Here is a 12751-nt window from a genome sequence, read left to right as displayed (position 1 = left end):
TTGGGACCATCCACGCGCAGATGCATCCATTTCTTCACGCTTCTTCATTCTGGTGGAAATTTCGTAGAGCAGGATCCCGAAATCGCATTCATTCTGGAAGAGTTTGGACCCGGATACGCTTAGTATTGGACAATGGTAGCGCTCTCTTTATTGTCCGCATCAACAATAAAACACAGGGGGAGAGCGAGCATGATTCGTGCGCCGAGAGTCACCGCGACCGGTCGGGGTGCGCGCGCCCGCCCGGGCTGGATCGGGATTGCCGCCGCGCTGCTGCTGGCGGCGCCAGTCTCCGCGCAAAACGACAAGATGGTGCCGATCGCGGCGCCCGCCCAGCCCGATGCGATCGCGCTCGACACCGGAAAACTGCCCGGCGCGACCGCGCCCGAAGCGTGGCACAGTCAATATGGCAGCGTGTTCACGCGCAACGTCACGCTCGCCACGCTGACGCCGTTCCTGCCCGATGCCGCGACCGCGACGGGTACCGCGGTGATCGTCGCGCCGGGCGGCGGGTTCCGAACGCTGTCGATGCAGAACGAAGGATGGGACGTCGCGCGAGCGCTTGCCGCCAAGGGCGTGGCGGCGTTCGTCCTGAAATATCGGCTGAACCCGACGCCCGTCGCAATGCCCGCGTTCGAGCGGTCGATGGCGGAGATGTTCGCGCCCGGCGCCCGTGCGCCGCGGCTTAGCCCCGATGCGATGATCGCCGGCCTCGCGCCGCAGATCGCCGATGCGCGCGCGGCCTTCGCGCTCGTGCGCCGCCGGTCGGGCGAATGGCATATCGACCCCGCGCGGATCGGCATGGTCGGGTTTTCCGCCGGCGCGATGCTGACGATGGCGACGACGGTCGCGGGCGGCGATGCCAAGCCCGCGTTCATCGGCAACATCTATGGCCCGCTCGCGGCGATGACGGTCCCCGCCGATGCACCACCGATGTTCGTCGCGCTGGCTGCCGACGATCCGTTCTTCGGCACCGGCGGGTTCGGGCTTGTCGAGAGCTGGCGCGCGGCGAAGCGTCCGGTCGAGTTCCACCTGTTCGAACAGGGCGGCCACGGCTTCGGCATGTACCCCAAACCGACCACGAGCACCGGGTGGTTCGACGAATTCACGCGTTGGATGGCGATGCACGAGCTTCTCAAGCCGGCACGCCCATAGGCTAGCCAAGCGCCCGCCGGCTAGTCCGGCGGGCGCTGTCCGGTTATTTCAGTTCGAGCATCACCACCGACATCGGCGGCAGCGTCACCGCCAGCGTTCCGCCGCTCAACCGGGCGCCGTCGAACGCCGTCGGCGCGACGACATTGGGCGTCTCGAAGCTGTTATGCGCGGTCATCGTCGATGCGGTCAGTACCTGCCCGGTGACGCCCTGCGCGGTCACGCCGGGCAGCGTCGCGGAGACGCTGGTGGCCTTGTTCGGATCGAGGTTGGCCAACGCGATCCGCACGATGCCGTCCTTGCCGCGCACCGCCGACGCGCTGACCGCGGGCATCGTCCACTGGTTCTTGTTGTACCAGGGCGAGGCGATGTCGATCGGCAGCACGGTGCCGTCCATGTACGGCTTGTACATCGCGAACACGTGATAGGTCGGCGTCAGCACCATCTTGGCGCCGTCGGTCAGGATCATCGCCTGCAGCACGTTCACCATCTGCGCGATCGCGGTCATCTTCACGCGATCGGCATGCTTGGCGAAGATGTTGAGGTTGACCGCGGTCACCATCGCGTCGCGCAGCGTGTTCTGCTGGCGCAGGAAGCCCGGATTGGTCCCCGGATCGGGCGCATACCATGTGCCCCATTCGTCGACCGCCAGCCACACCTTCTTCTGCGGATCATATTTGTCCATCGCCGCGCTGTGCTTGGTCAGCATCTCGTCCATCCGCAGCGTCTCGGCGAGGACGTGCGCCCACTCCTCCTCGCCGAACACGGTCGACGACAGCTTGTGCTCCCAGGGCGCCGCGACCGTATAGTAATGCATCGACAGCGCATCGACCTGATCGCCCGCCTCGCGCATCATCGTCTCGGTCCAGGCATAATCGGCCGAGTTCGCCCCGCTCGCGATCTTGGTGACCTTGGTGCCCGCCGGTGCCTTGATGAAGGTGGCATAGCGGCGCGTCACGTCGGCGGCATAGGGTGCACGCATGTTGCCGCCACAGCCCCATAGCTCGTTACCTATCCCGAAGAACGGCACCGCCCAGGGCGCCTTGTGGCCGTTCTTCGTGCGCTCGTCGGCCAAAGTCCCCGCGGGCGAGGTCATGTATTCGACCCACTCCGCCATTTCCTGCGGTGTGCCGTTGCCGACATTGCCCGAGATATAGGCCTGCGCGCCGAGCTGCTCGACCAGGTCCATGAACTCGTGCGTGCCGACCGCATTCGGCTCGGTCACGCCGCCCCAGTTGGTGTTGATCTTGACCGGGCGCTTGCCCCTGGGGCCGACCCCCTCGCGCCAGTGATATTCGTCCGCAAAGCACCCGCCGGGCCAGCGCACCGCGGGCACCGCGATCCCGCGCAACGCGGTGACGACGTCGGTGCGGAAGCCGCGGACATTGGGGATCTTTGAGTTCGGCCCAACCCACAGCCCGCCATAGACGCCGTTGCCCAGATGCTCGGCAAACTGGGTGAAGATGTGCCGGTCATAGGTCGGCCCTGGCGTGTCGGCGTGCACCGTGAGCGTGGTGGCCGGAGCCGGGGCCGATGTCGTGGGGGCGGCGGTCTGCGCGGTGGCGATACCCGCGCTCGACAACAGCAACGCACCCGCCAGGCCCTTCAGAGTTCGGGTCATTCTTGGCTCAATCATCGAAGGCCTCCACCGAATTGCGGGTGCCGCGCAGGAATGCGTCGGCGACGAGTGTGAACGGGGTCGTGTCCACGTCGCTGCGGCCATCGCGGACCAGCGCGGCGAAGCGGGTGTAGAGGCCGGGATATTCCTCGTCGTCGTTGTGCACCGTGCCGCTCGGCAGCGTCAGCACCGCACCGCCCTTGGCGAGGCTCAGCGTGCCGGCATCGGTCTCGACGACGATGTCCCAGCTTTGCGGGCCGGTCTGCCGCCAGTCGAGATCCATCGTCACCGGCGCGCCGGCGGCGGTCCGGAACGCCAGGTCGGCGGCGATCGGCGCGGCGCGGTTAGCGGGCGTCGACAGCGTGGCGGACGTCAGGAAGAAGGGCTGCGGCAGGATCTCGGTCGCGATCGACAGCGCGTTGATCCCCGGATCGAACACGCCCAACCCACCCGGCTCCCAGATCCACGCCTGCCCCGGATGCCAGACGCGCACATCCTCGCGCCACACGATCGACACGCGCTCGATCCGCTTGTCGGCAAGCCACGCCTTGGCCGGCGCGACACCGGCGGCAAACCGCGAATGCCAGCCGGCGAACAGCGTCGTTCCCGTTTCGGCGGCCTGCGTTTCGAGCGCATCGACCTCGGCCAAAGTCGCGCCGGGCGGCTTTTCGAGGAAGACGTGCACGCGTCTGGCGAGCGCCATCGACGCCAGCTCGTACCGCACCTGCGGCGGCGTGCAGAGCGCGATCGCGTCGATCGCCGGCCCCTCGGCGAGCAGCGCGTCGAGCGAGGTAAAATTGGCGATGCCGTCGACGCCCGGATCGCGCGGGCTGACGCTGGCGACGAGGTCGAAATCGGCGTTGCGTGCGATCGACGGCAGATGCTGGTCGCGCGCGATCTTGCCCATGCCGACGACCGCGATGCGGATAGCGGCCATGCTCACAGCGCCTTCACGGCGACCGGCTGCGGCGCAGCCTTGGTCAGCGTGTTGCGCAACGGCAGCGTGAACGGTGCGGCCTCGATCTCGAACATATCGCCCTCGCGCGTCGCCACGCCGTCGGAAAACGACAGAGTCGCGGTGCCGAAGAAATGGACGTGCACGTCGCCCGGACGCCGGAACAGGTCGTATTTGAAATGATGCGCCTCGAGATTGGCGATGCTGTGCGACATGTTCGCCTCACCCGACAGGAACGGCTTTTCCCACAGAACCTCGCCGTCGCGGTGGATGCGGCTCATGCCCTCGATATGTGCAGGCGGCGTGCCGACCAGCAATTCGGGGCCGAGCGACGCCTGGCGCAGCTTCGAATGCGCCAACCACAGATAATTATGCCGCTCGGTCACGTGATCGCTGAACTCGTTGGCGAGGCACAGGCCAAGGCGGAACGGCGTGCCGTCCGGGCCGATCAGATAGATGCCGGCAAGCTCGGGCTCCTCGCCGCCGTCCTGCGCGAAATCGGGCATCGTCAGCGCCGCCCCCGGCGCGACCAGTCCGGATCCATCGCCCTTGTAGAACCATTCGGGCTGCTGCCCGCGCGCGCCCTCCGCCGGCTTGCCGCCCTCCACGCCTTCGAGGAACATCCGCATGGAATCGGTCTGCGTCGCGGCGTCCGCGGCGGCGCGGTGCATCTTGTCGCGCCCCTCGGCCGAGCCGAGATGCGTCAGGCCGGTGCCCGTCATGATCAGATGCGCCGGATCGCCATGATCGATCGGCGAGGTCAGCCGCCCCGCGGCAAGCTCGGCAGCAATATCGACGCTCGCCCCCGTCCCGCACGCGGCGACCGCGGCGGCCAGATCGCTGCCCGCGGCGATCGCACGCTCCGCCAGCGCGCGAACGCTGTCGACGCCGATGACGAACGCCGCCCCCGTCTCGGTGGCCGCGATCACCGATCGCGCGCCGTCGACGCCAACATGCTGCAACAAGCGCAAGGTCATCAGTCTCTCCTCCGCAGCGCGCCGTCGTTACGGTTCGCCTTTGATCCTTCGGTCAGGCAGCAGGGCCGCCGTCGCCCCCGCGCCTGTATACTCCGACATATAAGCGCGCCCGGGCTTTGGCAATCTTTGTCGTTCCTTGATTGCGCAGGGGCTGTTACGCCGAGTTCAGGGAGCACGCGCTATGACGGACATCGATATTATTGAGGGCAATGGCGAAGACGAAACGCCGGTCGCGCGCGTTCCCCGCGGCACCGGCCGGCGGCTGCACGGCGCGGTCGCGCACAAGCTCGGCACGGCGATCCTGTCGGGCGAATATGCCCCCGGCGACACGCTGTCGGGCGAGGTCGAGTTCTCCAAGACGCTAGACGTTTCGCGCAGCGCGTACCGCGAGGCGGTCCAGGTCCTGACCGCCAAGGGGCTGGTCGAAAGCCGCCCGAAGATCGGCACGCGAGTCCTGCCGCGCAGCCGGTGGAACCTGCTCGATCCCGACGTGCTCGCCTGGGCGTTTGCGGGCGAACCCGACATCACCTTCGTGCGCGGGCTGTTCGAACTGCGCGCGATCGTCGAGCCCGCCGCCGCCGCGCTCGCCGCGGAACGTCGCGAGCGCAGCGATCTGAAGGTCATGAAGGATTCGCTCGCGGCGATGCGCCGGCTGACGCTGGCCACCGAAGCCGGCCGCGCGGCGGATCGCGAGTTTCACGACGCGGTGCTGACCGCGACGCGCAACGATGCGCTGATCGTGTTGAGCGCCAGTATCGGCGCCGCGGTCAACTGGACCACACAGTTCAAGCAACGCGGGCGCGCCCTCCCCCGCAACCCGCTCCCCGATCACATGCTGGTCTATGAAGCGATCGCCGCGGGCAACGCGAACGCGGCCAGCACGGCGATGCGGACGCTGGTCGATCTCGCGCTGGAGGATACCAAGCTGGCAATGGCGCGCTGATGCGGCCCGTACCATAAATTGTCATACTATTCGTCGAGACACCCGTCTGGACGGTCCCTAACCTTCCCCGCGCCCCTTGCGGCCGCGTCGCGCTTCGGCAAACATGGCGCAAACGGGGGAGAGAATAACCATGAGGGCACGTGTGATCGGTCTGTTGGCCGCTGCTGCGATGACCGCGTCGATGACCGTCGCAATGCCGGCGCTGGGCCAGGCCAAGCCCGCGACGATCAACTATATCCACGCCGGAACATTGCTCGATCGGCCCGGCCAGGCGCCGCGCGGCAACACCACGATCATCGTTCGCGACGGCAAGGTCGTCGCGCTGCGCGATGGCTTCGTCGCCCCCGAAACGGGCGCGACGCTGGTCGATCTGCGCAATGCGTTCGTGCTGCCGGGGCTGGTCGACATGCACGTCCATCTCTGGGGTATCGGCGGCGATCCGCTGCGCGCGCGGCTCGAGGCGCTCAACCGCGACCGGTTCGACGACGAGATGACCGCGGTCGCCAACGCCCGGACGACGCTCGCCGCGGGTTTCACCTCGGTCCGCGATCTCGGCGGCGACCCGCGCGGCATCCGCGCGCTGCGCGATGCGATCGACGCCGGCACGGTCGAGGGGCCGAGCATCACCAACGCCGGCGAGATGATCTCGGTGACCGGCGGGCATGGCGATGGCGGCAACGGCCTCGCCGAGGAGTTCGCCGAGATGGTCCATGCCAAGGAAGTGAATTTGTGCGATGGCCCCGACGATTGTCGCCGCGCGGTGCGCGCGCAGGTGGCGATGGGCGCCCGCGTCATCAAGTTCGCCGCGACCGGCGGCGTGCTCTCCAACGTCAGCGGCGGGCTGGGCCGCGCGATGACCCCTGAGGAAATGCGCGCGATCATCGAGACCGCGCATGCGCTGGGCCGCAAGGTCGCCGCGCACAGCCATGCGGCCGAGGGGACCAGGGCGGCGCTGGAGGCGGGCGTCGATTCGATCGAGCACGGCACGTTCCTCGACGACGATACGATCCGGCTGTTCAAGACCAAGGGCGCCTATCTCGTGCCGACCGAGATCGCACCGGTCGCCGCACTCGCGCAGGCGCGCGGCGGCGCGCTGCCGCCGGCGACGATCGTCAAGGCGGAGGAAGCCGCCGCCGCGATGGCCGCCAGCCACCGCCGCGCCTACGCCGCCGGGGTCAAGATCGCGTTCGGGACTGATACCGGCGTGTCGAAGCACGGCGACAACGCGACCGAGTTCGCAGTGATGGTCAAGAACGGCCTCACCCCGACCCAAGCGATCGCCGCGGCGACCGTCGGCGCCGCAGACCTGCTCGGCCGCAGCGACATCGGCACGCTCGCGCCCGGCAAGACCGCCGACATCATCGCCGTCGCGACCTCGCCGCTGAACGACGTCACGCAGCTCGAGCACGTGACCTTCGTCATGCACCGCGGCGTCGTCGCAAAGTCACCGGCCGGGGATCTGCGCTAAACGGCGCGGATCACACCGCGCCGCCGATCAGGTGACCGATCGCCGCGGTCGCCGCCATCGCGAACGCGCCCCAGAAGGTGACTCGCGCCGTCCCGCGCCAGACGGTCGCGCCCCCGGTCTTCGCGCCGACCGCGCCGAGCAACGCGAGGAACAGCAGCGATCCTGCGCCGACCGCCCAGATCAGCGACCCCGCCGGCGCGACGAACACGGTGAGCAACGGCAACGCCGCGCCGACCGTGAAGCTGGCCGCCGACGCGAACGCCGCCTGCACCGGCCGCGCGCGTGCACCCGGCGTGATGTCGAGCTCGTCGCGGGCATGCGCGCCGATCGCGTCGCGCGCCATCAGCTGCGTGGCGACCGCGTTGGCGGTGTCCGGATGAACCCCGCGCGCGACGTAGATCGCCGCCAACTCGGCCAGCTCGCCGCGGGGATCGTCGATCAGTTCGCGCCGTTCGCGCGCGAGTTCGGCGCTCTCGGTATCCGCCTGCGCGCTGACCGAGACATATTCGCCCGCCGCCATCGACATCGCGCCCGCGACCAGCCCGGCGGTTCCGGCGATGACGATGGCGCTCGTTTGGCCGGCCGCCTGCACCGACGCCGCCGCGACGCCGATGATCAGGCTCGCCGTCGAGACGATACCGTCATTGGCGCCGAGCACCGCGGCGCGTAGCCAGCCGATCCGGTCGGCGACATGGCGTTCGCGGTGCGACGACAGCGCGCGCACCTCAGACGATCTCGAGCATGTTCTCGACCTTCACCGCGCCCGGCGCGGCCCAGGCGGTGCGCTCGGCGACCATCCGGTCGTGCGGCGAATCGACCGATCCGGTCAGCCGCACCGTGCCCCCATCCACCGACACCTTGATCGTGTCGCCATCGAAAAACCACGAGCGGTGCAGCGCGGTCCGGATATCGTTGCTGACATCGGTCACGTCGACGCGCGGTTTCAGCGTGATGTGGTTGATCACGCCGACCACGCCCGCCAGCGGCCGCACCGCCGCTTCGGCGGCGTCCTTCTCGAAATGCCACCGCACCTCGCCGCGCAGGCTCACCCAGCCATCCTCGACCTGCGCCTTCACGCTGTCGTGCGGGATCGTCGTATCCCAGGACAGCCGCTCGACGATCGCGCTGGCGATGGCCTCGTCGCCGCGCTTGAAGCGGTCCTCGAGCTGCACCTCGATGGCTTCCACCACCGCCCTGACGCCGTCGACGCGCGCCGCAGCGCGTTCCGCGGCGTATTTCACCGCATAGCTGCCCGCATGGCCGCTCAGCGTGACGACGCCGTTGTTCGCGGTCACGCCGATATGCCCGGCAGGGACGCTGGGATCCCAGTTCAGTTCGGCGAGCACGGCCTTTTGCAGTCTTGCGTCGTGCGACATGACACTCTCCCAAAGCGCGGCGCGGGCAGTCCCGTACCGATGCCCGCAACCCTATCGACGCGGTCGTCCGCCGACAGTGTCGGGAACTACGCAGATCGCCCCCTTGCGTAATTCCCGATCCTTTTCCGCGCGCGCCCGAACGCCGACAAGGCGGCAAGGAGGGAGACCACGCATGACCTATTCGACCCTGATGGTGCACCTCGACGGTGGCCGCCCCAATGCCGCGCTGCTCGATGTCGCCGCTGCGCTCGCCGACCAGTATGACGCTGCGGTGATCGGGATCGCGGCCTGCCGGCCGATCCCGATCGCGACGTGCGACGGCTATCTCGGCGGCGAATATGCGGTGATCGAGCGCGAGATCGTCGCCGACGAACTCGCTCGCGCCGAGACCGAGTTCCACGCGCATGAACGGCTCGCGCGGCACAGTCTCGAATGGCGGTCGATCCCGACGCTCGCCAACCTCGCGCACGTCGTCGCGGAGCAGGCGCGCGCCGCCGATCTGATCATCACCACCGCCGGGCCTGGCTTTGCCGATCTCGCGACGCATGCCGACACGGGCGACCTGATCCTGCGCGCGGGCCGCCCGGTGCTCGTCGTTCCCGACGGTCCCGCGACCGCGACCTTCTCGACCATCATGGTCGCGTGGACCGACACGCGCGAATGCCGCCGCGCGATTAGCGATGCGCTGCCGATGCTCCGCGCCGCCGACCGCGTCGTGATCGCCGAAGTCGCGATCGACCCGATCGACGCACGCGCACCGATCGACGATGCCGCCGCCTGGCTCGCGCGCCACGGCGTCGATGCGGACAAGGTCGTCGCGCGGATGAAGGGCACCAGCATCGACACGCTCGCCGCGCTCGCCGACGGGGTCGAGGCGGACCTCGTCGTCGCGGGCGCCTATGGCCACAGCCGGATCCGCGAATGGGCATTCGGCGGCGTGACGCGCGACCTGTTGCTGCACAGCCGGCGCTGCACTTTGTTGTCGCATTGAGCGATGACACGCCGTGCAATCCACAAGTATCTGGGAACGCTCGCGGTAATAAATCCAAGACTAGGGATTGGCGGCACGATCCTGTTTGCGATCACGGCGATCGAAGGAGTATTGGCGTATAGTGGCTAATTTGCCTAACATGGGTCATGTTGCGATGTCGGCTGTCGATACCTCGACTCCCGGCGGATCGGAACCGTTCGCCGAACAGGGCCCATCGCTCAATGACTTGCCGCTTCGCGCCACGAGCAATCGTACCGCCCGCGTGATCGCGTCCCAATCTGGGGAGCGCCACGAGACGCCCGAGTCCGTCGCGCGCGGCGATGCGACGCTGGCGGAGGAACTCGGGCTGCTGATCGATGGCGCCACGACCTATGCGATCTACATGCTCGATCCGCAGGGCCGGGTGACGATCTGGAACCGCGGCGCCGAGCGGATCAAGGGCTGGGGCGAAGCGGAGATCATCGGCCGCGACTTCGCGATCTTCTATCCCGCCGACGATATCGCCGCGGGCAGGCCGCACGCCGACCTCGCGCGCGCGCACGCCTGCGGACGGATCGAGGAGGAGAGCTGGCGGGTCCGCAAGGACGGCTCCGAATTCCTCGCGCACGTCACGATCACCGCGCTCCACGACGACGCGGGCGCGCTGCGCGGGTTCGGCAAGGTCATCCGTGACATCACGCAGGACAAGGCCGCCGAGGCCGCGATCGTGCGGCGCGAACATCATCTCCGCTCGATCCTGAACACCGTCCCCGATGCGATGATCGTGATGAACGAAAACGGCATCGTCTCGTCGTTCAGCGCCGCGGCCGAACTCGTCTTCGGCTATGCGGCGAGCGACGTCATCGGCCAGAACGTCGCGATGCTGATGCCGCAGACCGAGGCGCGCGATCACGACCGGCATCTGCGCACCTACCGCGAGACGGGCGAGCGCCACGTGATCGGCAACGTCCGGCTCGAGCGCGCGATGCGCAACGGCGGCGAGACCTTCCCGATCGAGCTCGCGGTCGGCGAGGCGTCGATCGCGGGCGAACGAATCTTCACCGGGTTCATCCGCGATCTCACCAACCGCCGTGCGACCGAACGCCGCCTGCAGGAGCTTCAGTCCGAGCTCGTCCATGTCTCGCGGGTCAGCGCGATGGGGACGATGGCGTCGACGCTCGCGCACGAGATCAACCAGCCGCTGACCGCGATCGCCAATTATCTGGAGGCGGCACGGGCGATGATCGGCGACAGCCCCGACGCGTTGCTTTCGGAGATCGCCGAGGCGCTGGAGCTGGCGGCGGCCCAGTCGTTGCGCGCAGGCGCGATCGTCCGGCGGGTCCGCGCGTTCGTCGACGGCGGCGATACCGGGTTCCGCGACGAACGGCTCGACCTGCTCGTCGAGGAGGCGACCAGCCTCGGCCTGCTCGGCGCGCGCGAGGCGGGGATCACCGTCGCCACCCATGTCGCACCGGGCGGCGCGATGGTGCTCGTGGATCGCATCCAGATCCAGCAGGTGCTCGTCAACCTGATCCGCAACGCGATTCAGTCGATGGCGGCCTCGCCCGACAAGGTACTGACGATCGCCACCGCGCCGGAACGCGACGGCTGCATGCAGATCACCGTCGCCGACACCGGCGCCGGGATCGACGCCGCGGTGCGCGCGCGCCTGTTCGAGGCGTTCGCGACCACCAAGGAGGACGGCATGGGGCTCGGCCTGTCGATCTGCCGGACGATCGTCGAGGCGCATGGCGGACGGATCTGGGCGGAGGGAATCGCCACCGGCGGCACCGCCTTCCATTTCACCGTGCCGCTCGCCGCCCGCCCGGATTCCTCTGAAACAGTCGACGAAGGGCAACGCCGGTGACCGATCCGACCCGCATCGTCCATATCGTCGACGACGACGAGGCGATCCGCCAGTCGATCGGCTTCCTCCTGCGCAAGGGCGGCTATGCGGTCGAGACCTATCCCAGCGGCACGCAGTTCCTGAAGGCGGTCACGCGCGAGACTCGCGGTTGCGTGCTGCTCGACGTGCGGATGCCCGATCTCGACGGACTGGAGGTGCAGGCGCGGCTCGCCCAGTCGGGCATCGCGCTGCCGGTGATCATGCTGACCGGGCACGGCGACGTGACGCTGGCGGTCCGCGCGATCAAGGCCGGCGCGATCGAGTTTCTCGAAAAGCCGTTCGAACGCACCGCCTTGCTCGCCGCAATCGAGACCGCGCTCGCGCACGCCGCACGGACGAACCGGGAGCATCTCGCCGCGGTCGATGCGCGCATCAGGCTCGCCGCGCTCACCCCGCGCGAACGCGACGTGCTCGACGGCATGGTGCTCGGCCGTCCGAACAAGCTGATCGCGTTCGACCTCGACATCGCCACGCGCACCGTCGAGGTCCACCGCGCCAACCTGATGGACAAACTGGCCGCGCGCAGCCTGTCGGACGTCCTGCGCATCGCATTTGCGGCGGGGCTGGGCGATCCTGCCGAGCCTGGCTAACCCCCTCGCCTACTACGTACAGACGCATGCGGACGCGCATGGCATCCAGGGGTCCGACAAGGACGCCCGATGACAAGCCACCCCATCCCGCCGCATGACGGCATCGCCGTCTCGCTGGTCGACGGCGATCCCGCGCTCCGTCGCGCGCGCCAGATCATGCTGCTCTCCGAAGCCTATGACGTGCGCTCCTATGCGACCGGCGCGGCGCTGCTCGCGGATCCCCGCTCGCGCGCGGCCGCGTGCATCGTCGTCGATATCGGCGGCAGCGGCATGGACACGCTCCACGCGATGCGGCGATCGGGGTGGCGCGGCGGCGCGATCCTGCTCGGCACCGCCCCCGCGCCCGCGCTGGTCCACGCGGCCGAACGCAATGGCGACCGCCTGCTCGACCGTGCCGCGGGCGACGCCCCCCTCCTCACCGCGATCGCCGGATCGATCGCGGGTCGCAGGTCCGAAGGCTGAATCAGCTGGCGAGCTTAAGCGTCAAACGAGGCCGCGGCGCCCCGCGTCGCAACGCCGGTGCCAAGACCGGCAAGACCGCACGCCGCGGGGTCGCGACCGCCGGCTCGGTGATCAGGCACGGCACCGCAGCAGCGAGTGCGTTGAGCCGAGCGGCGTACAGCCGCGCGAGCGTCTCATGTGCGGCACGCGCGCACGGCCCCGCCGCGGCATCGGCCATCGCGCGCGTGGCAGCGAGGCGGCGCTGGATGTAGAGCATCTCGGTCTGGATGGCGTTCATCGCAAATTCCCCGCTGGTCCGCGCCCGCTGCCGCACCATGCGGGGTCTGGAGAGCTGATC

General features: G+C 68.7%; 13 protein-coding genes. 7 read left to right on the top strand and 6 right to left on the bottom strand.

Translation table 11 applies throughout. The annotated features are described in order from the left end of the window. Positions 1 to 189 precede the first annotated feature (189 nt). Positions 190 to 1152: an alpha/beta hydrolase gene (locus C8J26_RS12585; protein ID WP_107958426.1), complete on the top strand. Its 963-nt coding sequence runs from the start codon at positions 190 to 192 to the stop codon at positions 1150 to 1152. Positions 1153 to 1195: 43 nt separating this feature from the next. Here the strand turns inward: C8J26_RS12585 and C8J26_RS12580 are convergent, their stop codons facing one another. Genes C8J26_RS12580 through araD1 form a run of 3 tightly spaced genes read right to left on the bottom strand, consistent with a single transcriptional unit; the run spans position 1196 to position 4699 of the window. Next, positions 1196 to 2770 carry an alpha-N-arabinofuranosidase gene (locus C8J26_RS12580; protein WP_107958424.1) on the bottom strand — a complete coding sequence of 525 codons (1575 nt, stop codon included), beginning with the start codon at positions 2768 to 2770 and terminating at the stop codon, positions 1196 to 1198. A gap of 7 nt (positions 2771 to 2777) precedes the next feature. Further along, a complete protein-coding gene (locus tag C8J26_RS12575) occupies positions 2778 to 3704 on the bottom strand; it encodes a Gfo/Idh/MocA family protein (protein WP_107958422.1) in 927 nt (308 codons plus the stop codon). 2 nt (positions 3705 to 3706) lie between these two features. Then, complete coding sequence (gene araD1, locus C8J26_RS12570; protein WP_107958420.1) at positions 3707 to 4699, bottom strand: AraD1 family protein; 993 nt, start codon at positions 4697 to 4699, stop codon at positions 3707 to 3709. 181 nt (positions 4700 to 4880) lie between these two features. Between araD1 and C8J26_RS12565 the strand changes: the two genes are divergently transcribed. Together C8J26_RS12565 and C8J26_RS12560 are read left to right on the top strand one after the other, a co-directional pair. Further along, positions 4881 to 5642 (top strand): FadR/GntR family transcriptional regulator, encoded by a 762-nt coding sequence (locus C8J26_RS12565; RefSeq protein ID WP_107958417.1) that lies wholly within the window; start codon positions 4881 to 4883, stop codon positions 5640 to 5642. 130 nt (positions 5643 to 5772) lie between these two features. Then, positions 5773 to 7110 carry a metal-dependent hydrolase family protein gene (locus C8J26_RS12560; RefSeq protein WP_107958415.1) on the top strand — a complete coding sequence of 446 codons (1338 nt, stop codon included), beginning with the start codon at positions 5773 to 5775 and terminating at the stop codon, positions 7108 to 7110. A gap of 10 nt (positions 7111 to 7120) precedes the next feature. On the opposite strand, the gene C8J26_RS12555 is transcribed toward C8J26_RS12560, so the two are convergent. Both C8J26_RS12555 and C8J26_RS12550 read right to left on the bottom strand, forming a co-directional pair. Beyond that, positions 7121 to 7825 (bottom strand): VIT1/CCC1 transporter family protein, encoded by a 705-nt coding sequence (locus tag C8J26_RS12555; RefSeq protein ID WP_425275410.1) that lies wholly within the window; start codon positions 7823 to 7825, stop codon positions 7121 to 7123. 10 nt (positions 7826 to 7835) lie between these two features. Then, positions 7836 to 8486: a BON domain-containing protein gene (locus tag C8J26_RS12550; RefSeq protein ID WP_107958411.1), complete on the bottom strand. Its 651-nt coding sequence runs from the start codon at positions 8484 to 8486 to the stop codon at positions 7836 to 7838. A gap of 172 nt (positions 8487 to 8658) precedes the next feature. On the opposite strand from C8J26_RS12550, the gene C8J26_RS12545 reads away from it, so the two are divergent. From C8J26_RS12545 to C8J26_RS12530, 4 genes are all read left to right on the top strand, one after another. Further along, the gene (locus C8J26_RS12545) at positions 8659 to 9477 is read left to right on the top strand and encodes a universal stress protein (protein WP_107958409.1); all 819 of its coding nucleotides are present in this window, start codon (positions 8659 to 8661) and stop codon (positions 9475 to 9477) included. 154 nt (positions 9478 to 9631) lie between these two features. Further along, complete coding sequence (locus tag C8J26_RS12540; RefSeq protein ID WP_167398828.1) at positions 9632 to 11323, top strand: PAS domain-containing sensor histidine kinase; 1692 nt, start codon at positions 9632 to 9634, stop codon at positions 11321 to 11323. After that, entirely contained in the window at positions 11320 to 11952 is a 633-nt protein-coding gene (locus tag C8J26_RS12535) for a response regulator transcription factor (RefSeq protein ID WP_107958407.1), read from the top strand. The genes C8J26_RS12540 and C8J26_RS12535 overlap by 4 nt, the downstream gene beginning before the upstream one ends. Positions 11953 to 12021: 69 nt before the next feature. Further along, positions 12022 to 12414, top strand: coding sequence for a response regulator transcription factor (locus C8J26_RS12530; RefSeq protein WP_107958405.1), 393 nt, complete (start codon positions 12022 to 12024; stop codon positions 12412 to 12414). A 1-nt stretch (position 12415) separates the two neighbouring features. On the opposite strand, the gene C8J26_RS12525 is transcribed toward C8J26_RS12530, so the two are convergent. Then, the gene (locus C8J26_RS12525; protein ID WP_146168825.1) at positions 12416 to 12691 is read right to left on the bottom strand and encodes a hypothetical protein; all 276 of its coding nucleotides are present in this window, start codon (positions 12689 to 12691) and stop codon (positions 12416 to 12418) included. Positions 12692 to 12751: the final 60 nt, after the last annotated feature.

The organism is Sphingomonas aurantiaca, assembly GCF_003050705.1.
Lineage (GTDB): Bacteria > Pseudomonadota > Alphaproteobacteria > Sphingomonadales > Sphingomonadaceae > Sphingomonas > Sphingomonas aurantiaca.
The sequence above is the reverse complement of the archived record's forward strand: the minus strand, read 5'-3'. Positions and strand labels throughout refer to the sequence as shown.